The organism is Mycobacterium sp. NGS51 (assembly GCF_059812525.1).
In genome coordinates this window covers 124519-146393 of the sequence record NZ_JCALCV010000002.1, presented here as the reverse complement: position 1 = coordinate 146393, position 21875 = coordinate 124519, and the positions used below count along the sequence as shown (strand labels likewise).

The 21875-nt window shown below is 63.9% G+C and carries 20 protein-coding genes and 1 tRNA gene; 14 read left to right on the top strand and 7 right to left on the bottom strand.

Translation table 11 applies throughout. The annotated features are described in order from the left end of the window. Positions 1-6: 6 nt before the first annotated feature. The 3 genes from AC5Y5W_RS03375 to AC5Y5W_RS03365 form a co-directional block, all read right to left on the bottom strand. Positions 7-303 carry a WXG100 family type VII secretion target gene (locus AC5Y5W_RS03375; protein ID WP_499883910.1) on the bottom strand — a complete coding sequence of 99 codons (297 nt, stop codon included), beginning with the start codon at positions 301-303 and terminating at the stop codon, positions 7-9. Positions 304-424: 121 nt separating this feature from the next. Continuing rightward, complete coding sequence (locus AC5Y5W_RS03370; RefSeq protein ID WP_500010641.1) at positions 425-1648, bottom strand: PPE family protein; 1224 nt, start codon at positions 1646-1648, stop codon at positions 425-427. A gap of 12 nt (positions 1649-1660) precedes the next feature. Beyond that, positions 1661-1960: a PE family protein gene (locus AC5Y5W_RS03365; protein ID WP_500010642.1), complete on the bottom strand. Its 300-nt coding sequence runs from the start codon at positions 1958-1960 to the stop codon at positions 1661-1663. A gap of 249 nt (positions 1961-2209) precedes the next feature. Between AC5Y5W_RS03365 and AC5Y5W_RS03360 the strand changes: the two genes are divergently transcribed. The 12 genes from AC5Y5W_RS03360 (at position 2210) to cas7c (ending at position 15365) form a co-directional block, all read left to right on the top strand. Beyond that, a tRNA-Leu gene (locus tag AC5Y5W_RS03360) sits at positions 2210-2283 on the top strand. 106 nt (positions 2284-2389) lie between these two features. Then, positions 2390-2701: a DUF732 domain-containing protein gene (locus tag AC5Y5W_RS03355; RefSeq protein ID WP_499886711.1), complete on the top strand. Its 312-nt coding sequence runs from the start codon at positions 2390-2392 to the stop codon at positions 2699-2701. A 95-nt stretch (positions 2702-2796) separates the two neighbouring features. After that, positions 2797-3408 (top strand): TetR/AcrR family transcriptional regulator, encoded by a 612-nt coding sequence (locus tag AC5Y5W_RS03350; RefSeq protein ID WP_500010643.1) that lies wholly within the window; start codon positions 2797-2799, stop codon positions 3406-3408. A gap of 30 nt (positions 3409-3438) precedes the next feature. Continuing rightward, positions 3439-4995 (top strand): FAD-dependent monooxygenase, encoded by a 1557-nt coding sequence (locus AC5Y5W_RS03345; RefSeq protein ID WP_500010644.1) that lies wholly within the window; start codon positions 3439-3441, stop codon positions 4993-4995. Positions 4996-5422: 427 nt separating this feature from the next. Continuing rightward, complete coding sequence (locus AC5Y5W_RS03340; protein ID WP_500010760.1) at positions 5423-6457, top strand: YncE family protein; 1035 nt, start codon at positions 5423-5425, stop codon at positions 6455-6457. Positions 6458-6511: 54 nt separating this feature from the next. Further along, the gene (locus tag AC5Y5W_RS03335) at positions 6512-8143 is read left to right on the top strand and encodes a long-chain fatty acid--CoA ligase (RefSeq protein WP_500022066.1); all 1632 of its coding nucleotides are present in this window, start codon (positions 6512-6514) and stop codon (positions 8141-8143) included. Between the two features lie 24 nt (positions 8144-8167). Then, the gene (locus AC5Y5W_RS03330) at positions 8168-9226 is read left to right on the top strand and encodes an NAD(P)H-dependent amine dehydrogenase family protein (protein WP_500022065.1); all 1059 of its coding nucleotides are present in this window, start codon (positions 8168-8170) and stop codon (positions 9224-9226) included. Next, positions 9226-9705 carry an SRPBCC family protein gene (locus AC5Y5W_RS03325; protein ID WP_500022064.1) on the top strand — a complete coding sequence of 160 codons (480 nt, stop codon included), beginning with the start codon at positions 9226-9228 and terminating at the stop codon, positions 9703-9705. Before AC5Y5W_RS03330 ends, AC5Y5W_RS03325 begins: the two co-directional genes overlap by 1 nt. A 132-nt stretch (positions 9706-9837) precedes the next feature. Continuing rightward, positions 9838-12078 (top strand): CRISPR-associated helicase Cas3', encoded by a 2241-nt coding sequence (gene cas3, locus AC5Y5W_RS03320; RefSeq protein ID WP_500022063.1) that lies wholly within the window; start codon positions 9838-9840, stop codon positions 12076-12078. After that, positions 12075-12713: a type I-C CRISPR-associated protein Cas5c gene (gene cas5c / locus AC5Y5W_RS03315; protein ID WP_500022062.1), complete on the top strand. Its 639-nt coding sequence runs from the start codon at positions 12075-12077 to the stop codon at positions 12711-12713. Before cas3 ends, cas5c begins: the two co-directional genes overlap by 4 nt. Continuing rightward, a complete protein-coding gene (cas8c, locus tag AC5Y5W_RS03310; protein ID WP_500022061.1) occupies positions 12710-14461 on the top strand; it encodes a type I-C CRISPR-associated protein Cas8c/Csd1 in 1752 nt (583 codons plus the stop codon). Before cas5c ends, cas8c begins: the two co-directional genes overlap by 4 nt. Position 14462: 1 nt before the next feature. After that, complete coding sequence (cas7c, locus tag AC5Y5W_RS03305; RefSeq protein ID WP_500022060.1) at positions 14463-15365, top strand: type I-C CRISPR-associated protein Cas7/Csd2; 903 nt, start codon at positions 14463-14465, stop codon at positions 15363-15365. A 245-nt stretch (positions 15366-15610) separates the two neighbouring features. Here the strand turns inward: cas7c and AC5Y5W_RS03300 are convergent, their stop codons facing one another. Next, complete coding sequence (locus tag AC5Y5W_RS03300; protein ID WP_500022059.1) at positions 15611-15970, bottom strand: hypothetical protein; 360 nt, start codon at positions 15968-15970, stop codon at positions 15611-15613. 14 nt (positions 15971-15984) lie between these two features. Beyond that, entirely contained in the window at positions 15985-17091 is a 1107-nt protein-coding gene (locus AC5Y5W_RS03295; protein WP_500022058.1) for an NDMA-dependent alcohol dehydrogenase, read from the bottom strand. 102 nt (positions 17092-17193) lie between these two features. Here AC5Y5W_RS03295 and AC5Y5W_RS03290 point away from each other — a divergent pair, with 102 nt between their 5' ends. After that, on the top strand, positions 17194-18054 hold the full coding sequence (locus AC5Y5W_RS03290) for a patatin-like phospholipase family protein (protein WP_500022057.1): 861 nt from the start codon (positions 17194-17196) through the stop codon (positions 18052-18054). On the opposite strand, the gene AC5Y5W_RS03285 is transcribed toward AC5Y5W_RS03290, so the two are convergent. Further along, complete coding sequence (locus tag AC5Y5W_RS03285; RefSeq protein WP_500022056.1) at positions 18040-18612, bottom strand: TetR/AcrR family transcriptional regulator; 573 nt, start codon at positions 18610-18612, stop codon at positions 18040-18042. The two genes, AC5Y5W_RS03290 and AC5Y5W_RS03285, sit on opposite strands and share 15 nt — an antisense overlap. Before the next feature lie 57 nt (positions 18613-18669). On the opposite strand from AC5Y5W_RS03285, the gene AC5Y5W_RS03280 reads away from it, so the two are divergent. After that, entirely contained in the window at positions 18670-20898 is a 2229-nt protein-coding gene (locus AC5Y5W_RS03280; RefSeq protein ID WP_500022055.1) for a molybdopterin-dependent oxidoreductase, read from the top strand. Here the strand turns inward: AC5Y5W_RS03280 and AC5Y5W_RS03275 are convergent. After that, positions 20895-21857, bottom strand: a complete 963-nt coding sequence (locus tag AC5Y5W_RS03275; RefSeq protein ID WP_500022139.1) for a patatin-like phospholipase family protein — start codon at positions 21855-21857, stop codon at positions 20895-20897. The two genes, AC5Y5W_RS03280 and AC5Y5W_RS03275, sit on opposite strands and share 4 nt — an antisense overlap. Between the last annotated feature and the right edge of the window lie 18 nt (positions 21858-21875).

Sequence of the window (21875 nt, the reverse complement as noted above, 5' to 3'; positions counted from 1 at the left end):
GTTCTCCTAGCTGCTCAGGATCTGCTGGGATGCTTGTTCTTGTTGCTCGTAGTTGTTGGCGTCGCGGATCAGTCCGTCGCGCACGCCGTGGAGCATGTTGACGATGTTGCGAAACGCGGTGTTCATCTGGCCCATGGTGTCGTGGGAGGTCAGTTGGGCGGTTCCGCTCCAGCCGGCTCCGGCGATGTTTTGGGATGAGGCCCACATTTTGCGGGCTTCGTCTTCGACGGTTTGGGCGTGCACGTCAAAGCGGCCGGCCATGTCGCGCATGGCGTGCGGGTCGGTCATAAACCGGGTGGTCATTGGGGTCTCCTTAGGGTGAAGTCAGTCTTGGGTGCCGGTGCTGGCCCGTGCTATTCCCAGGGTACGACCTGGGGTTGAACGGGTGGCTTCAAACGTGTGACATGTTGTTTTCCTTTTCCCCCTATCCGGCCACCACCGGCCGGCCCATCACCGTCGGCTTGAACCCGTACCGCGGCGCACCAAAGCCATAACCGCGGTTGCCCATACCGGCCCCGGACATCCCGGGGGGCACGGCCGCCACCGAATTGGTCTCGGGGGCGGCAGCCCAGCCGGTGCCCTGCACGGTCGGAGCGGCGGCACCGGTCGGCGTGGCCGCGGCCCACGTCGGAGGAACCGACAGCGATCCGACAGTCGTAGCTTGCCCCACACCCGCGGATACCGCCGAGCTGGCCGCGCCCGCGCCACTAATCCCGGTGCCGACGCTGCCACCGAGTGCGCCCAGGTTGCCCAGCGCGCCACCAGGAGCCAGGAGTGACCCCAGGCCGCTGCCCACTGCGCCACCTCCCGCGGCGTTGAAGCCTGGCCCGGCGAAGTAACCAATCATGCTGGGAATCAGCGTCGAAGGGATATACATCACCGCGGTCGCGCCTCCGGACGAGATCCCGTTCAAGATCACATCCATCGCGTCCGACGACGAAAGCGCACCTGAGACCGCGCCGGACACCCCCGACGTCGCGGCAGCCGGCTGCAGCGGCGAGGACATCGCCTGTAACGCGTTGGGCAGCGTCGTCATCAGTTGACTGATTTGGCTGTGCGTGCCTGCCGCGCTGGCGGTCGCTTGGGTCACTGCGGCGGCCTGGCTGCCGATGCCGGCCGGGTTGGTGTTGTTGGTCGGTGCATCGAACGGCGTCAATTGTGCGGCGGCGGCCGAAGTGGCCGCGTAGCCGTACATCGCTGCGGCGTCTTGGGCCCACATTTCGCCGTAGTGGGCTTCGGTGGCCGCGATGGCGGGGGTGTTTTGCCCCAGGAAGTTGGTGGCCACCAGCGTGGCCAACTGCGTCCGGTTGGCCGCGATCACCGGCGGGGGCACCGTCATCGCAAACGCCGCCTCGTAGGCGGCCGCGGCCGCCTGGGCCTGGCTGGCGGCCTTTTGGGCTTGGGCGGCACTGTGACTCATCCATGCCACGTAGGGCGTGGCCGCAGTCGCCATCGATGCCGAGGCCGGGCCGATCCACTCTTGGCTGGCCAGTCCCGAGATCACCGACTCATAGGAGGCTGCTGTGGTGCTTAACTCTGCGGCTAACGCGTTCCAGGCCGAGGCGGCGGCCATCATCGGCCCCGGGCCGGGGCCGGCGTAGATCCGCGCGGAGTTGACCTCCGGCGGGAGCGCTCCGAAATCGAACACGGGAGTGGCCTCCTACCCGGCCGCGATCGCGTTGGCGGCTTCGGTCGCCGCATACGACCCGGCACTGGTGCCCAGCGTGTTGACGAACATTTCGTGGATGGCTTCGGCTTGGGCGCTGACCGCCTGATACAGCGTGGCGTGCGCGGCGAACTGGGTGGCCGTCAACGCCGAAACCTCATCGGCGGCAGCGGGAATCACACCAGTGGTCGGAGCTGCCACGGCTGCGTTTTGAGCGGCCATCGTCGAGCCGATTCCCTGCAGGCTGCCGGCCGCAGCCAGCAACGCCTCGGGCTGAGTGGTCACGAACGACATGACTCCTCCTTAAGGAAAGCGAGCCGACCCATAAAGCAGGGGCGGCCATTACGGTGCTGTCGCACTACCGATTTCACGGCTCTACAGTTGCCCAAAAACAAGCCTGAGTGATAGCTGGTTAACTGCTTCGTAACCGCTGAGCCGCAACTCTTAACACCGTGGCGTCGCAGGACACATCGTTGTCACCTGGCGCTGTCGGCAGGGACCGCCGGGCCGGCGGGTGCGGCTTCGCGCTACATTCGCCGCCGGGCCCCCATAGCCCAATTGGCAGAGGCAGCGGACTTAAAATCCGTCCAGTGTCGGTTCGAGTCCGACTGGGGGCACTGTCGACGAGGCCACAAGGGGGCGTAACGCCGATTTAACAGTTCGGCAAGGGGCCCTAAAGGATCGGTAACACTCCTGTAACGGCTGCTCGGCAGACTTCGGGCTATGAAACGCACAGTCCTGCTGCTGGCCAGCGCCGCCGCCCTCGTCGGGCTCGCCGCGCCTGCATACGCCGATGAGTCCGGCGGCGGTGGCGATGCGAGCTTCCTCGCGGCGCTCAACCAACACGGAATCTCCCACCGCGGCAACGGCCAGGCCATTGCGGCCGGCAGGGCGGTCTGCGAGCTGATGGACGGCGGCTTGACGCCGATGGACACCGTCAACGCGGTGCGTACCACCAACCCCGGCTTCACCCCCCAGCATGCTGCGATCTTTGCGGTGGACGCCGCGAGCGCCTACTGCCCTGAACACCTCTGACCAGCGCCACTGAAGCGCGGTGCTGATTTCCTGACCGGTCTGCTGCCCACTAGGCAATATTGCCTAGTGGGCAAGAATGTCGCTATGTTGGTCCTGTGGGCCAGTCGTTAGGGCTGCGGGACCGCAAAAAGCTCGATACCCGCAAAGCGCTGAGCGACGCTGCGCTGAGTTTGGTTTTCGAGCGGGGCTTGGACAATGTCACCCGCGAGGACATCGCGGCCAGGGCTGGCGTGTCGGTACGCACCTTCGGCAATTACTTCGCCGGCAAGTACGACGTGCTGGCGTATCGACAGGTCGAGCGGGTGCGGCGCAGTTTGGTCGCGTTACGGGCCCGGCCCGCCGGCGAGCCGATCTGGGCAGCGATCAGCGCGGCGGTGAGGGAACCCCTGGAAGCCGACGGTGCCGACGATTTCCTGCCGAGCACCGCACTTCAGACAGAGTTGCGCAAGCTGTTGTTGGCGCCCGAGGCTCGGATGGCGATCTCCAACGAGGTCTTCGCGGACTGGGTCGAGGTGATCGCCGAGCGTACCGGCACCGACCCGCTGCGAGACATGTACCCGCGCTTGGTTGCCGGTGTGGTCCGAGCCGTCGTCGAAGCCGCACTCGATACCTATGTCCATGCGGATCCACCGGTGAATGTCGTCACTCTGCTGAACAACGGGTTTTCCAGCGTTGTTGCCGGGCTGCCACCGTCGACTGCCCGGTGACCGTGGCGAGATGAACTGAAAGGCTCTGCCGTGCATGAAAACCCGGCCGACGTAGTCATTTCCGGTGCCGGACCGACCGGCCTCATGGTGGCATGCGAGTTGGCACTCGCCGGCGCGCGACCGGTCGTCCTTGACGCCCTTCCGGAGCCTAGTGCTGAGCCAAAAGCCAACGGGCTTGTCGGCCAGGTGATTCGAATACTCGACATGCGCGGCCTTTACACGATGGTCCCCGGTACGCCTGATGCTCCGGAGCCGATTCCCGGCTACATCTTCAGCGGGATACCGGTGTCTTTCGGCGAGGTAGCCGACAACCCGATGTATGCGCTGGGGATTCAGCAACCGCGGCTGGTGCGGCTGCTCGAACAGCGCGCTCGGGACCTCGGCGTTGATATCCGGTGGGGCCACGAGCTGGTCGACTTAGCCCAGCAGGAAGACAGGATTGATCTCAATATCGCTGCGCCGCATGGCTCTTACGGGCTTGTGACGAGGTTCCTAGTGGGCGCCGATGGCGGACGCAGCCTGGTGCGCAAGAACGCGGGTATCGAGTTTCCCGGCAGCACCGCGCCGGTGGTGGGCCGACTGGCCCACGTGTCGATACCGGACGAGTTCCGCGCCGCCGACGGCAGTCTGGACATACCGGGTGTCGGCCGGATTACCTTTCCGCACAACCGAATGGACGGCGGGACGTTCATCTTCGCCGAATTCGAGCCCGGCCGCCCACTGATCGGCACCGTGGAGTTCGATGCCGATCCGTTAGCCGTCGAGACGCCGATGACGGTGCAGGAGATGCGTGAGAGCCTGTGCCGGGTGCTCGGAGTCGACGTGCCGATCGCACCGCCGCTGGGGCCGGGTCCGCATGCCTTGCGCCGGATCGATGGTCAAAACACCAGGCAGGCAGAGCGTTATCGGGACGGTAACGTCTTTCTTGTCGGTGACGCTGCGCACGTGCACTCCGCGATGGGCGGTCCCGGCCTCAACCTTGGTCTGCAGGACGCGGTCAATTTGGGATGGAAACTGGCGGCCGCGGTGAATGGCTGGGCGCCAGCAGGATTGCTCGACACCTACCATTCCGAGCGCTACCCGGTGGGGCAGCGGGTCATGATGCAGTCGATGTCCCAGAGTGCCCTGATGGCGCCGGGCCCCGAGGTTTGTGCGCTGCGGACGCTCTTCGCTGAATTGTTGGCCAAGCCGGATACTGCAGCGCATATCGCACACCTGCTGGCCGGGTCGGATGTGCGTTACGACGTCGGCGACAGCCACGTGCTGTCGGGACGATTGATTCCCGACCTGAGATTGGCGAACGGGCAACGGATCGCTGAACTCATGCGCCCGGGACGTCCGGTGCTGCTCGACCTCGCCGGCGGCGCAGTCGCGGAATCGGCGGTGTGCTGCCCCGAGCGAGTCAACGTCGTCGTCGCGCAGGGGCCGGAGTTACCTGCTGCGATGCTGATCCGGCCCGATGGTTACGTGGCCTGGGCGAGCGACAGTTGCGGAAATGACGACATCGATCGGTTAAGCGGCGCATTAACGCGGTGGTTCGTGCCCGCCGCCGGCGATCCCGGGCGCGTCGACGTAGGGAGTATGTGATTTTGACCGCTCTTGCGGCATAAAGATTAAGAGAATCTTAGTCGCGCACAATCAGCGCCATAACCGGGACTGCCGTTAGCTTCTCGAGCAAAACAGCCTGGCCAAAGACGCCGTCGCGTTCGCTCTATCGAGCCTTCGTAATACGTCGCGAATTTTTGTCTAAGCGCAGGCTGAGTTAAGGGCGTGACGCAAGAGACAGTGCGTCGAAACGCACACTTTTACGGCCGAATTCGGCCACTAGACTCGCTCCGAAGCAGCGCTGGAAGGCGCGAATACAGATGACATCGGGGCCGCAAAACCTTAACGCTCGGTCAGGCCACTTGGTGTCACCGTCCGAGACACGTCGGGCGAACGAGCAAAGGCAGGTGCCACCGTGCGCGATCTCAGCTATGCCAACGACCGGGATCCGGTCAGCGGCAAGTCGTCGATGGACGTCGGCACTGCACTGAGTTTCGCAAAGGTCGGCGACATCCGCGTCCCCCGCGGCCCGATCAGCGGGATCGCCGTCAGCCCGGAAGGCCGGCTGATGGTGACGAATTACGGCGCCGACAGCGTCTCGTCGATCGACGCGGGTTCAGGTGCTGCCGTGCGGTCCCTGACCGGACTCGATGAACCGTTCGCCATAGCCACCGCCGGCCGGCGGGCCTACGTCAGCACGGTAACGGCGGCGTATGACGCGATTGTCGCCCTGGACATCGACACCAACCGTGTCGTGGGGGTCCACCCTGTCGCGTGTAGCGTCCGCGACCTCGCGGTAAGCCCCGACGGGCAGCGGGTTTATGCCGGACGAACGGCAGCCGGCGGAGCCGACCTGGCAGTGCTGGACACCAGGACCGGTAGCGTCGATGCGATCGGCATCGAGGCTGCCGCGGGCACCAGCACCGAATGCGTCCGGGTCAGCCCGGACGGACGCCGGGTGTACGTCGCCACCAACGGAGCGTCGAGCGGAAAGCTCACCGTCGTCGACACCCGCGAGCAGCGCGTCGTCGACACCGTGGAGATCGGCTCGCCGATCCGCGATGTCGCGCCCAGTTGGGACGGGTCACGGGTCTATGTGGCCAGTTGCGGTCCTGACTTCGGCGCGGTTCTCGACGTCGTCGATACCCGCACCAACATGATCGCCGCTACCAGCAAGATCGCCGAGATCAATGGTCTGCTCGTGCAGCTGGCGCTCAGCCGCGACGGTGAACGCGCCTACCTCGTCGACGACGAGCGCGTGACTGTCTTGAGCACGCACACCCACGACATCGCCGGCAGCATCACCGTGGCCGGTGCGCCGTCGTGTGCAGTGGAAAGCCCGGACGGTACCCACCTTTACGTCGCCGACTACGCCGGGTCGATCACTGTGTTCACGATCGCCTCGACCGCCGCCGCACTGCTGATGTCGGCGGACGACGAGCCCACCGCTCCGCACGCGTGGGCAATGCCCGAGCTGCTGCAGCTCGAGCCGGCCATGACCTGACGGGCGAGCTGAACACAGCGCGACATCGCGCCGAGAACCATAAGCTGTACCTCGATGTACAGCACCATGCAGAATTACCCGTTGACGATCACTGCCATCCTGCGGCACGCCACCGGCGTTCACGGCGCACGCAGCGTGACGACTGGGACCGGCGGTGGTTACCGGCATTGCAGCTACGCAGAGTTGGGCGCCCAGGTGGCGCAGTTGGCGAACGCGTTACGCCGCCTCGGTGTCACCGGAGACCAGCGGGTGGCCACCTTCATGTGGAACAACGCCGAGCATGTGGCGGCCTACCTGGCCATACCGGCGATGGGTGCCGTGTTGCACACGCTCAACATCCGGCTGTTCGCCGAACAGATCATCTATGTCGCCAACGAAGCCGAAGATCAGGTCGTCTTGGTGGACTTGTCGCTCGCCAAACTCCTGGCACCTGTGCTGGACCGCCTGGAAACCGTGCACACCGTGATCGCCGTCGGAGAAGGCGATATGGCGGTGCTGGAGAAGTCGGGCAAGACGGTGTTGCGCTATGCCGAGTTGCTCGCAGGCGAGACGACCGAGTTCGATTGGCCGGACATCGACGAGAACACTGCGGCCGCGATGTGCTACACCAGCGGCACCACCGGCAACCCGAAAGGTGTTGTCTACAGCCATCGTTCGAGCTTCTTGCACACGATGGCCGCCTGCACCACCAACGGGATCGGAATCGGTTCCAGTGATCGGGTGCTGCCGATCGTGCCGATGTTTCACGCCAATGCGTGGGGATTGCCGTATGCGGCCCTGATGGCCGGCGCCGACCTAGTGCTGCCCGACCGTCACATGGACGCCAAATCGCTGGTCGACATGGTCGAGAAGCTGCGGCCCACCGTAGCGGGCGCGGTGCCGACCATCTGGAACGACGTCATGCACTTCCTGGAGAAGGATTCGGACCACGACGTGTCGTCGTTGCGGCTGGTCGCCTGCGGGGGATCGGCGGTGCCGGTGTCGTTGATGCGCACCTTCGAAGACAGACACGGCGTGCAGATCCGCCAACTGTGGGGCATGACGGAAACGTCGCCGCTGGCCACTATGGCCTGGCCGCCACCGGGTACCCCCGATGACCAGCATTGGCCGCTGCGGGGAACCCAGGGCCAACCGGTGTGCGGCGTGGAGGCCCGTATCGTCGACGACGACGACAACGTGTTGCCCAACGACGGCGATGCCGTCGGTGAACTGGAAGTCCGCGGACCGTGGATCACCGGCTCCTACTACCGCGGCGCCGACGATTCCAAGTTCGAATCCGGGTGGCTGCGCACCGGCGATGTGGGCCGCATCGACGAACGCGGGTTCATCACGCTGACCGACCGCACCAAGGATGTCATCAAATCCGGTGGGGAATGGATCTCTTCGGTGGAACTGGAGAATGCGCTGATCGCGCATCCTGACGTGGTCGAGGCCGCTGTCGTCGGTGTTCCCGACGAGCGTTGGCAGGAGCGGCCGCTTGCTGTCATCGTTCGCAAAGAAAGCGCCTCGGTGGACGCCGGTGAGTTGCGGAAGTTTCTGTCCGACAAGGTGGTTCGATGGTGGCTTCCCGAACGATGGACGTTCGTCGACGAGATTCCGCGCACCAGCGTTGGCAAGTACGACAAGAAGACCATCCGGTCCCGGCACGCCGAGGACGCCTACGAGGTCACCGAGGTAGCCGATTAGTGGCATCCGCCAGAATGGAGTGAGATGAGCCTGCGGGTCGTCCAATGGGCAACGGGGTCGGTGGGGGTGGCCGCCATCAAGGGTGTGCTCGAGCATCCCGAACTCGAACTCGCCGGCTGCTGGGTCCACTCGGAAGCCAAGAGCGGCAAGGATGTCGGCGAGATCATCGGCGCGCCGCCGCTGGGGGTGACCGCGACCGACAGTATCGACGACATCCTCGCGCTGGACGCCGACGCGGTGATCTACGCACCGCTGATGGGCAACGTGGAGGAGGTCGCCGCGCTGCTGCGCTCAGGCAAGAACGTCGTCACTCCGGTTGGCTGGGTCTATCCCAGTGAACGGGCGGCCGCCCCGCTGGAAGTGGCCGCACAGGCCGGCAATGCGACACTGCACGGCGTCGGCATCGCGCCCGGCGCCGTCAGCGAGTTGTTCCCGCTGCTGCTCTCGGTGATGTCCACCGGTGTCACTTTCGTTCGCTGCGAAGAGTTTTCCGACCTACGAACCTACGGCGCTCCAGACGTGCTGCGCTACGTGATGGGTTTCGGCGGTACACCGGACAACGCTTTGACCGGGCCGATGCAAAAAATGCTCAACAGCGGCTTCATCCAGTCGGCGCGGTTGTGCGTCGACCGGTTGGGCTTCGCCGCCGACCCCGAGATCCGCGCATCGCAGGAGGTGGCCGTCGCGACCGCGCCGATCGACGCGCCGATCGGGGTGATCGAGCCCGGTCAGGTCGCCGGACGCCGCTTCCACTGGGAGGCGATGGTCGGCGACACGGTGGTGGTCCGGATCACGGTGAACTGGCTGATGGGCGAGGAAAACCTCGACCCGCCATGGTCTTTCGGGCCCGCGCGGGAGCGCTATGAGATGGAGGTCCGCGGCAACCCCGATACGTTCGTCACCATCAAGGGCTGGCAGCCGGAGAGCGTAGAAGCCGGCCTGAAAAGCAACCCCGGCGTCGTCGCGACCGCTGCACACTGCGTCAACGCTGTCCCCGCGACATGTGCTGCGCCCGCGGGTATTCAGAGTTTCTTCGACCTGCCGCTGATCACCGGCCGAGCCGCTCCCGGGCTGAGCCGCTGATGGCAACGCCGAAGGTCGTCGAGCAATCACGGGCAATGCCGGTGGCCGTTGACGACGCGTTTGCCGGCACGTTGCCGCTTTCGCTGCCGACACTGTTTCGTCGCTGGTACGGCCCCATCCCGCCGATCAAGCAAGTCCGCGATCAGACCGGCGACTGGGACGCTGCCGGGCAGGCTCGCGTCGTGCTGCTGACCGGCGGCGGCAGCATGCGCGAGCAACTGACCAGTGTCGACCCGCCACGGTCGTTCGGTTACACGCTGACCGACATCACCGGCCCGATGGCGCCGCTGGTCAGCAAGGTGGACGGCGAATGGCTCTTCGCGTCCGCGGGTACCGGGTCGACCGTCACCTGGCGTTGGACCATCCACCCGCGGTCGGTGCTGACCGCTCCGCTGCTGCCGGTGTTCGGGCTGCTGTGGAAGGGCTATGCGCGACAGGCGCTCGAGGAGCTCTCGGCGCACTTGGCGGGCAGTCGCTAACTTCCCATGTGCCGACTCTTTGGGCTGACGTGCGAGCGGACGAACCTGGCATCTGTGCACTGAGCTGGCCGTTGTTGTTCCGCATCAGTGGAGTCGCCACGACGTGTCGGTCCCTCGTCTTACGCTGCGATTGTGTCTCAGCCAACCGCACTGAATGGCGAGCCGCCGGAGCGTCCAGACCCAAGTGACCTTGGCGTAAGTACACGCCCGGCGTTACTCGCTGCACATTCACCCAACGACAGCGGAGACTGGCATTCATTGGCCGACCATTTGACGGGAACTGGACGGCGGGCCGGTGCATTCGGTGAGGCGTTCGGTTCGGCTGACGCTTGTCGAGTCGTCGGGGAGCTGCACGATCTCGGCAAGGCTGACCCCGCGTGGCAGCATTACCTTGCCACAGCTGCAAGTGGCGGCAAGGTGGCGACGGTCGACCACAAGTACGCAGGCGCGTTTGTATCCCAAGAGTGGGGAATCGGGACATGTGCGTTTGTTATCGCGGGCCATCACGGCGGGATACCGAACGCGTCGGATATGCGGTCCAAGATGCTGGGCGGACCAACAGCAGGACAACGCGCCGCGATTGAACATGTTGAACAGCTCGGTCTGAAGCGTCCCGATGCGCTGAAGATCGTTCCACCGCAGTGCGTTCCCTCTAGTCGGAGTGACGCGGCTGGCTGGCGGCGAATGGAGTTCTGGCTTCGCATGGTGTTCTCGGCGCTCGTCGATGCGGACAGGCTAGATACCGAAGAACACTTTCGGGGTGACCGCCGCCGAATGCTGGAAGTAGGCGGCCTCGATGACCTCGCCGCCCGGTGTGACGCGCGGCGGAGAATCGAACTGGTCGAGCGACAGAACGACCCTGTGGCGTCGGCTCGGATCGAAATGTTCGAAGAGGTGATGTCGAGGGCTGCCGACCCGCCAGGATGGTTTGAACTCACCGCGCCGACGGGTTCGGGAAAGACCATAGCGGCGCTTTCGTTCGCCTTGCGCCATGCGACGAGTAATGGTCATCGCCGTGTAGTGACCGCAGTCCCCTTCATCTCTGTGACCGAGCAGGTCGCGAACGTCTACCGCAGATTGCTCGACAATGAGTCAGGTCCCAACGTTGTTCTTGAGCATCACTCAGGCATGTCCTCGCCCAGCGAATCGCAAGTCGGCGCAGGACTATGGTCTCGACTTGCGTCAGAGAACTGGGATGCACACGTCATTGTGACAACTACCGTCCAGCTATTGGAGTCGCTTTTCAGCAATCGCCCCACTCGAACTCGGAAGCTGCATCGTCTAGCGCAGTCTGTCATCATTCTCGATGAGGTTCAGTCGCTTCCGTGGCGCCTGCTTGACCCCACACTCGATGTGCTGCGAGAACTGGTCAGATCCTACGGATGCTCCGTTGTCCTATCGACAGCGACGCAGCCACCGTTCAACAAGATCGGCAGTGTCGCTGGAGCCGAGCGGCGTCAACTGGCGGGTACTCGCTGGTTTAGCATCTTTGACCGCACCGACACGGAAATAATCCGCGATCCATTGTCTTGGGATGACTTTGGGTCGCTGGTCACGGCCGAGAGCAACCGACATCGTGGCCAGTGCCTGGTCGTGCTCAACACTATCGCCGACGCTCACGAGGTTTGCCGACGCTTGGCCAGTCGCCAAGGGCTCCTGCATCTTTCGAGCCGTCTATGTCCGGCGCACCGAGACGATGTCTTGCGCACGGCGATATCACGACTCCACGACGGTCAACCGTGCACGCTCGTGTCGACACAGCTGGTCGAAGCGGGCATCGACGTCGACTTTCCGGTTGCCATCCGGGCATACGGCCCGCTCCCGGCCATTGTTCAGGTTGCCGGACGCGTGAACCGGCATGGACTCACGGAGCGCGGAAGACTCATCGTCGCTGATCCCGAGGACGGCCGCGTGCCACTGGACGAATACAAGATCGGCACACAGATCAGTCGTGATCTCTTACGTGGCGGGGCCGACCCGCTTGCACCCGAGACGTTGGAGCAGTACTACGACCGGCTAATCCGCGCCACCAGCGACAAACTGGACAAACTTCAGATACAACGCGAACGTGAATTGTTCAATTTCTCGACTGTTGCTGAGCGGTATCGGGTGATCTCCGAGGAAACGCATCCGTTGCTGGTTGCTTACGGCAACTTCAACCCAGGGCAGACCGAAATCCCTGAAGACCCCGGACGTCTGCGTGCACGGCTTCGCGAGGTGCAGCCATACACTGTGTCGCTTCGTGCCCGAGAGTTGGACCGCTGCAAAGAACTCATCGAGGAACGCGCGGGCGGAGTCATGGTGTGGCATGGCCCATATGACGATTTATTTGGCCTTTCCCTCGATAAGGAAACGGAGGCGCTGATCTGGTGAACCGCCACCCTGACGAACTCGCCGTACGCGTGTGGGGGCCCTTCGCTTGCTTCACACGCCCGGAGTACGCGACCGAGCGAGTTTCCTACCCCGTGATCACACCGCCAGCGGCCGTCGGCGTTCTCTCATCAATCTTCTGGAAGCCCGAATTCGACTGGCTTGTCACTCGAATCTGGGTCCTCGCCGAACCACGGTGGGTTTCGATGACTCGCAACGAAGTCAAGAAGCGCGCCGCACCGGACAGCAGAATCAATGTGCTGGAGGACCGGACGCAGCGGCACAACCTTTTCTTACGGGACGTCGACTACGTCGTCTTCGCACGACCATCCCTTCGACGGCATGCTTCTGACCCTGTTGCCAAGTACCGCGATCAGTTCCGTCGACGGGTTGAACGCGGCGGGTTTTTCTCACCGCCTTATCTCGGCCTGCGCGAATACGCTGCATCATTCTCTGCGGTGGATCTAGCTGTAACACAGCCTCTTTCCGGACTGACGATTCCGATCGGCCCGATGAGCCTCGATCTGGGCTATCACGGCCATGACGGACGCTTCACCAAACCGGAGTTCTTCAACGCGACCGTCACCGACGGCGTTCTGGACGACATCCCGATTCCTCTCCGGTTGCGAAGTCGATGATGTTGTTGCGCGGTTTGAACGATCTCTACGACCGACTTGTCGTCGAGGAGCGGTTACCGCAGATTGGCTATCAACGTAAACCGGTCCGTTTTGTGGTCGAACTCGATGCAAACGGCCATTGTTTATCGATTATCGACACGGGTCCCGAAGGGACGGAACGCCTCGTACCGGATATTCGACGCAGCGGGAAGCACCCACCACCTTTCATCGGTTGTGACAATGGCCAGTATGTACTCGGCCTCCCACAGCGGGACAGCGACGAATCAAGGGCGAAAGCGTATGCACGCCGCGCTGCATTCCTCGATCGGCTCAACGAGGCGGCGAAACTGCTTGAGGAGAGCGATAGCTCAGCGGCATTAGCTCTCCGAGCGATCGCTGCCTTCGTCTCTGATCGCGATCGGGCTGTTGGCACGTTTCGCAGACACGGCACCGTGTTCGAGTTCGACGAAAAGAGTCAATTGCGCGACGCAAGCTCTCGAATCGGGTTCATGGTCGACGGGGTTGACCCAACCGAGTTGTCGGCGGTCCGTGACTGGTGGGCAACGGTTACCAGCGACAACCTTACTGCGAAGGCTGAGGGTTTGTGTCAAGTCTCAGGTAAGCAGTCACCGCTGGCGAGGATCATGCCGGGTTTATCCGTCAAACGGGGTACACCCCAAGCTCTGATCTCCGCGAACTTTGCCGCCGCCGAACGTTACAACGCCAAGCAATCCGGGGGCGCGCAGGTCTCTGTATCAGTCGCAATTCACACTCACCAAGCCCTCAACTGGTTATTGGCAGATAAGCATCACCACCGCCGGATCGGCGGCGTGACATTTGTGTGGTGGCTCGCTACGGATGTGTCATGCGATCCCGTCAACATAATCGCAGATCCGCACCTCGATGACGTGGCAGCTCTGCTGGCCGCGCCATGGACCGGCCGGCCCGGACTCTCGCCGTCGGATGACTTCCGGCTGCTTGGTCTGTCCTTGACCGAGGGACGTGTTGTTATCCGATTCGATCACGTCAGCACGCTGGCGGAGGTTGAGCGACATACACATCGTTGGCTTCAACTTGTTGCTCGGCAACGACGAGACGGCTCCACCTGGTGGCCAGCAATCTGGCAACTTGCTGACGCTGCAGTTCCTCCCGGTGAAGGGAACGCCCGGAAGGTGCGCAGGGACAGGATAGTCGAAGAACTCGCTCGCGCAGCAGTCGCCGGGACGCCGTTGCCGCGCTCGATGTTGGCGGCGCTTATTGACCGCTGCCGAGCCGTTCCGGTTCCGCACAACGGCCGCAACATCGACTGGTCCTCCGTAGGAGGCCGTATCGCATGCCTCAACCTCTACGTCAACCTCAAGGAGAGCCGGATGAAAAAGGATGGGTCGGTTGGCGACCTTTGCGGCCGCATACTCGCTCAACTGGAAGCTGCGCAGTACCGTGCGCTCGGCGACACCAACCGCACAATCGTCGATCGCTATTACGCCGGCGCGTCGACGATGCCTAACAAGGTGTTCCCTGGTCTATTCCGAACCGCGAATGCACATCTCGCGAAGGTGGGCAGATCAGACCGTGGAAAAGGCGCCCAGATCGCAATTTCGCGGCGCCTCGGTCAGCTCTGTGCGTTGATGGTCGAGGCAGGCGGAATCCCGGCCACGCTCAACATGGAGCAACAAGCAGACTTTGCCCTTGGTTATTGGGACGAACGGCAAGCGCGCTTCCAAGGACGAGGCCCAGGTTCTAACGAAGCAACCAACGAGGAGGAGTGATATGGCGAAAGCCCCGCATCTAGATATCGGAAGGCGCCACGATTTCCTATTGCTGTTCGATGTCACGGGCGGTAACCCAAATGGCGACCCCGACAACGGAAATGCCCCTCGCACCGATCCGGAAACTGGCGACGCGTGGGTCACCGACGTAGCGCTCAAGCGTAAAGTCCGTTCGTTCATCGCTGATGCCTACGCTGGGCGCGAAGGATTCGACATTTACGTCGGTGAGGGCATCGCGCTGAACGAACGACACCGTACCGCATCGGAAGCTCTTGGCATGAAACCAAACAAGAAACGTCCGCGTGCGGAACAAGTGAAAGCTGGCATCGAAGTTGCCCGACGCTACTACGACGTCCGCGCATTCGGTGCGGTGATGTCGACCGGTGATCATCCGGCAGGCCAACTTCGCGGTCCAATCCAAATCAGCGGTATCACCACAAGTGTTGAACCTGTCGTCCCCTCGGAGTTGACGATTACGCGCGTTGCCGTCACGAACGAGTCGGAACTTCAGAAGTTGGCACAAGGAGAAGGTGGCAAGGATCGCGAGATCGGCTCGAAGCACGTTGTGCCGTATGCGCTGTTTGCCGCACACGGATTTGTCACCCCGTCGTTGGCCGAAAAGACCGGGTTCGATGCCGGTGATCTCGAAGTTTTTTGGGATGCACTGCAACGGATGTGGTCACTCGATCGGTCATCATCTCGAGGCATGACCGGATGTCGGGGGATCCACATCTTCAGTCACGGTGACCGCTACGGACGATGTCACCCCGACCAGCTGTTCAGCCGCGTAACGATAACCCGCAAGGTCGAAGGCCCAGCGCGGCAGTTCAGCCATTACCTAGTCGATGTGGACATCGCAGGTCTCGACGTACTTGACGTCACCCACACCCTAATCGGTGATTGACGGCGACTGGTATCGCCATCTGAGATCGAGCATTGTGCCTACTGACCCCGGATGCAGTGACGGTGTTCACTCTCCACGTAAATACAATGAGCTAGAAGAGCGGCGTCGGGCTTCGCTTGGCGCCGAGGATCGGAACTGCTGCGGCATCAAGACCCACCTCGGCATTATCATCCGCGCGGCGCCGAGCTTTCCGCGGTGCGCCGAGGGTCGGAACCAGATGACGCAGGCGGACTTCACCGGTACGCCTATGGCGGCGTCGGGCTTTTGCTCGGCGCCGAGGATCGGAACCACTTGTTGACGGCCATCGTGGCTGTGATGATCGTCTGGCGGCGCCGGGCTTTGCTCGGCACCGAGGATCGGAATTGGGAAATCATGTGGGACACCATCAACGGGGTGCCCGGCGGCGCTGGGCTTTGCTTGGCGCCGAGGATCGGAACGCCAGTGAGCCGATAGACGGCGACCCACGGTGGCAGTTGATCCGTCCCGGGGAGTTGGTCCATGTCGACGCCGAGCTGCAGATCGGCCGCGAGGTGGTGCTCCCCGGCCCGCCGCAGCACCAACTGCGCCGCGACGATCTGAGCCCGGCGGTTCAGGCAGTCCAGCACACCTCCGCGTGAGCTCAGAATCGGATGATGCCGCGCAGGTTCAGTCCGTCACGCAGATCGTCGTAGCCCTGGTTAATGTCGTCGAGGTCGTATTCGTGGGTGATCAGCTCGTCGAGTTTGAGTTGACCGGTGTCGTAGAGATCCAACATTTTGAAGACGTCCGTACGGGGGTTGGCTGAGCCGAAAAGCGACCCGCAAATTTGCTTTTCCGACAGCGTGAGCTCCAACAGCGACATGTCCGCGGAGGTGTCGGCCGGATGTCCGACCGCACTCACCACGACCCGACCTCGCTTACCCACCAGACTCAACGCCTGTGCGAGATACGAAGCTTCGACATTGTCAGTGGCGATCACACACACGTCGGCCATTGCCCCCGACGTCAGCTGCACAACAAGTTCGTGTGCTTCCTCGACGGTTGCCGCCGTGTGGGTAGCCCCGAATCCGGTTGCCCACTTGCGTTTAACTTCCACCGGATCCAGCGCGACGATAGTGCGCGCGCCGACGATCCGGGCGCCCTGCACCGCGTTCATCCCGACACCGCCCACACCCATGATCACCACCGTGCTGCCGTCGCGGGCCTCGCCGGTGATTGCCACACTGCCGTAACCGGTTGTCACGCCGCAGCCCACCAACGTGGCTTTGTCCAACGGAACGTGATCGTCCACCTTGATCACCGACGCGATCGGCACCACGGTGTACTCGGAAAAGGTGCCGAGTAGGCACATCTGGCCCAGATCCGCACCGCGGGCGTGGAATCGATGAGTGCCGTCCAACTGCGGGCCTTGCAGCTGGTACATCCCAAGGTCGCACAGGTTGCTCATTCCCCGCGCGCAGGGCTTGCAGCGCCCGCACGCCGGGGTCGCGCTCAACACGACATGGTCGCCCTCGCCAACCTCGGTCACCTCCGGTCCGACCTCCACCACTACGCCGGCACCTTCATGACCGCCGACGACCGGCAGGGGCGTGGACAGGTCACCGGTGGCAAGATGGTCGTCGGAGTGACACAAACCGGCGGCCGTCAGCCGGACCATCACCTCCGCGGGCTTGGGCCCGTCGAGGGTGACTGTCTCCACTTCCCACTTTTGGTGTAGTCCCCACAGCACAGCGGCTTTGGTCTTCATTGACCTGTCTTTCGTCGATTCCTGCGCCGATTATCGGCGTGTGCGACGCGGCCGGTGGGCTGATTGCTCATATCGTCGGCGGGCCTGGCACACTCCATAATCGTGACAACCAAACGGGCCTTGGTGCTCGCCGGTGGGGGAGTGGTGGGAATTGCCTGGGAGACAGGCATTCTGCGAGGTATCGCCGATGAATCGCCGGATCTGGCTCAGGCACTGCTGGATTCCGACGTGTTAGTGGGAACCTCGGCCGGTTCAGCGGTCGCGGCGCAGATCAGCAGCGGGCTCTCCCTCGACGAACTGTTTGTGCGGCAGGTGCAGGAGAGCTCTGCCGAGATCGACCCCGATGTCGAGATCGATGACATCGCCGACCTTTTCCTGAGCGCGATGGCCGACCCGGGAACAACGGTGGCGCAGAAGCGGCAACGGATCGGGGCGGTCGCGTTGGCGACCGAGACCGTAGCCGAACCGGTGCGCCGTGAGGTGATCGCCCGCCGGCTACCGTCACATGACTGGCCCGACCGGCCCTTGCGGATCACTGCCATCGACGTCGCGACCGGCGAACTCGTCGTGCTCCACCAAGACTGCGGCGTCGAACTGGTTGACGCGGTGGCGGCCAGTTGCGCGGTGCCGGGGGCCTGGCCGCCGGTGACGGTCGCCGACCGCCGCTACATGGACGGCGGGATCGGCAGCACGATCAACCTGGACGTGGCCGACGACTGCGGAGTGGCGGTGGTGCTGGTGCCCGCCGGTGCGTCGGCGCCGTCGTCGTTCGGCGCGGGACCGGCCGCCGAGATCGCGGCGTTTAGCGGTGCGGCGCTGGGGGTGTTCGCCGACGACGAGTCGCTGGCGGCGTTCGGCTCCAATCCGCTGGATCCGCGCTGCCGGACCGCGTCGGCGCATGCCGGTCGTGCGCAGGGCCGCCGCGAGGCCGCAACGGTTGCCGCGTTTCTAGAGAACGGCTGACGCAATCAACGATTCGAATTCGGCGATGACGTCGTCGAGCGGCTTGGTGGATCGCTGCACCCGGCACAGGATGATTGCGCCTTCGATGGCGGCGACGGCCATGGTCGCCAGCCGGTCCGCACGCTGCTCGTCCATCCCGTCCGCGGCGATCGCCCCGACCAGCGCCTGATGCAACCGCTGGAACGTCTGAGCGGCGGCGGGTTGCAGGTGTTGCTCGTCGGGTGATGCGCCGACAGCGACGGAGACGATGGGGCAGCCGGCGTTGAAGTCGGACTCCTGCAAGACCTTGTGCCAGAACTTGCCGAAGCGGCGCAGCGCGGCACCCGAACCTTGGGCGGCGGCTTGCTCGACGATGCCGCTGATGGTGTCCCCGGCCAGGGCCAGCGCCTCGCTAAGGATCTCGTTACGGCCGCCCGGGAAGTGGTGGTAGACCGAGCCGCGCGGTGACTGGCTGCGCGACAGCACGGCTTCAACCGTCACTCCACCTGCACCTCGCTCCCGCAACAGCTCGATCGAGCTGAGCAGCATCTTGTGCCTGGTGTCCGTACGGGTTCCCATCGCCACCTCCACTATGCTATGTTGCATAGCATAGCATCCGGCGATCGGGATCCACCCATGACAACTGACTGGCAGCAGAGCGCGTGCATCTTGTGCGAATGCAATTGCGGCATCGTGGTGCAACTCGACGACCGGCGGCTGGCAAAAATCCGCGGTGACAAAGAACATCCGGCGTCGCGGGGCTACACCTGCAACAAGGCGTTGCGCCTCGATCACTACCAGAACAACCGCAACCGGTTGACATCGCCGATGCGCCGACGCCCCGACGGCAGTTACGAAGAAATCGACTGGGACACCGCGATTACCGAAGTTGCTGCCGCCGTCGCTGACATCCGCGACACCTACGGCGGAGACAAGGTCTTCTACTACGGTGGCGGGGGGCAGGGCAACCATCTTGGTGGCGCCTACAGCGGCGCGTTCCTCAAGGCAATCGGTTCTCGGTACCGCTCAAATGCATTGGCGCAAGAGAAAACCGGTGAGGCTTGGGTCGACGCTCACCTCTACGGTGGCCACACCCGCGGCGAGTTCGAGCATGCCGAGGTGTCGGTGTTCGTGGGCAAGAACCCGTGGATGTCGCAGAGTTTCCCCCGTGCGCGCACAGTGCTCAACGAGATCGCCAAGGATCCACGTCGCTCGATGATCGTCATTGACCCGGTCCTCACCGATACCGCCAAGATGGCCGACTTTCATCTGCGGGTCCGGCCGGGAACCGACGTCTGGTGCCTGGCCGCGATGGCGGCGGTTCTGGTCCAGGAAAGTCTGTGCGATGAGGAATTCCTCGCCGACCATGTCACCGGTGTCGAGGCAGTCCGACAGACGCTAAAGGACGTACCCGTCGACGAGTATGCCGAGCGTTGCGGCGTCGATTCCGAGCTGCTGCGTGCCGCCACGCGGCGTATCGCGGGTGCGGACAGCGTCGCGGTGTTCGAGGATCTGGGCATCCAGCAGGCGCCTAACAGCACGGTGTGCTCCTACCTGAACAAGCTGCTGTGGATTCTGACCGGTAGCTTCGCCAAACGCGGTGGGCAGCATCTGCATTCCAGCTTTGGCCCGCTCATGCGCCATGGCACCGAGGTCGGACGCACACCGGTGACCAAGGCTCCGCTGATTGGTGGGCTGGTGCCCAGCAATGTTGTGCCGCAGGAGATTCTGTCGGATCACCCCGACCGGTTCCGGGCGATGATCGTGGAGAGCAGCAATCCGGCACACTCGCTGGCCGACTCGGCCGCCTGCCGGACGGCCTTCGAATCGTTGGAACTCCTGGTCGTCATCGACGTGGCCATGACCGAAACGGCCCGGCTCGCCGATTATGTGCTGCCAGCGGCCAGTCAGTTCGAGAAGACCGAGGCGACGTTCTTCAATCTCGAATTCCCGCACAACACTTTTCATCTGCGCCACCCGTTGCTGAAGCCGTTGCCCGGGACGTTGCCCGAACCCGAGATCTGGGCTCGTCTGGTGCGGGCACTCGGTGTCGTCGACGACGCCGACCTGCAACCGCTGCGGGATGCGGCCAACGAAGGTCGCGAGGCGTACACCCTCGCATTCATGCAGGCGGTCAGCGCGAACCCGATATTCGGAAAAGTGCTGCCATATCTGCTGTATGAAACCCTCGGGCCCACCCTGCCGGATGGCCTGGCCGGTGCGGCGGCATTGTGGGGGCTGGCCCAAAATGTTGCGCTCGCCTATCCGGATGCCGTTCGCCGCGCGGGTCACCGCGACGGCAACGCGTTGTTCGAGGCGATCCTGCAGAACCGCTCCGGAGTCACGTTCACCGTCCATGAATACCAGGACGACTTTGAGTTGATCAGACACGCGGACCGCAAGATTCACCTCGAGATGCCTGATCTGCTCGAGGAGATCGGCAGACTGGGCGCCGTCCCTGCCCGCTACACCACTCCGGAGTTCCCGATCGTGCTTTCCGCAGGTGAGCGCCGCCCGTTTACCGCCAACGACATCTTCCGCGACCCCACCTGGCGCAAGCGTGACGCGGAAGGAGCCTTGCGCGTCAGCGTCGAAGACGCCCAAGTATTCGGATTGGTCGACGGCGGCCGGGCGCGAATCACGACTGCGGCCGGCTGTGCCGAGGCGAGCGTCGAGATCAGCGAGGCCATGCTGCCCGGGCACGCGTCACTGCCCAACGGATATGGGCTCGACTTCACCGATGACGATGGCGCAACACTGACTCCGGGCGTCGCCCCCAATTCGCTGACCTCGACCGAATGGCGTGACGCCTACGCCGGCACGCCCTGGCACAAACATGTCCCAGCCCGCATCGAACCGGCTTAGCTGTCCAACTCGGCTGAATCCAGCGTGTCCAGCGTGCGGGCGGCCAGCGTCCGGCCGATGTCGATCACCTCGGCTGCACGATGGAATTCGAGGCTGCGACACACCGAACGCGGCACCTCGATCAGCAGGTCGGGTGGATAAGCGGCCAGGATATGACGGGCCAGCGCAGCCTGCGCGATGTCGATGGTGCGGTTCATCACCTCGAACCGGCCGCCGAGTTTGGGCACCTCGGGCAGCTCCTCGTCGTCATCGAAAGACGGCTCGGCAGCGTCGGTTTCGTCCACGGGTTCGGGATTGGTCCCGCCGAACCGGCTCAGCACAGCCCGCGCTGCCGGCAACTCGAGCAGCGCAGACGTGCTGTGCACCATGCGGTTCAGCCACTCGGCCGCCGAACGGGATTCGGCCTCGCGCTCGCCCTCGGTCTCGCTGCCGCTCACACTCACCGCGATCGTCAGATCGGCATTGACCGCGGCGATCGGCGCCATCGGCAGCGGGTCGAGAATTCCACCGTCGGCGAGCAGGCGTCCGTCGACCACGTGCGGTGCAATCACGCCGGGGATTGCGATCGACGCCCGGATGGCTTCGTCGACCGGGCCGCGCTGTAGCCACACCGACTTTCCGGCGATCAGATCGGTGGTGACCGCGGTGTAGGGGATCGGCAATTCCTCGATGACGACGGCACCGAGGATGTCCCGCACCGCGGCGAGGATCTTCTCGGCCCGCAGCACTCCCGCGGCGGCGATGGACGGGTCGAGCAACCGCAACACCGCACGCTGGGTCAACGCCCTGGCCCAGTCGGCGAAGTCATCGAGCCGCCCCGCCGCCTGCAAGCCGCCGACCAGCGCGCCCATCGAGGAACCGGCAACGCCGACGATCTCATAACCGCGCTCGCGCAGCTCGTCGATCACCCCGATGTGGGCATAGCCACGCGCACCGCCGCTACCCAGCGCCAGCGCCACCCGGGTCGGCGACGAGCC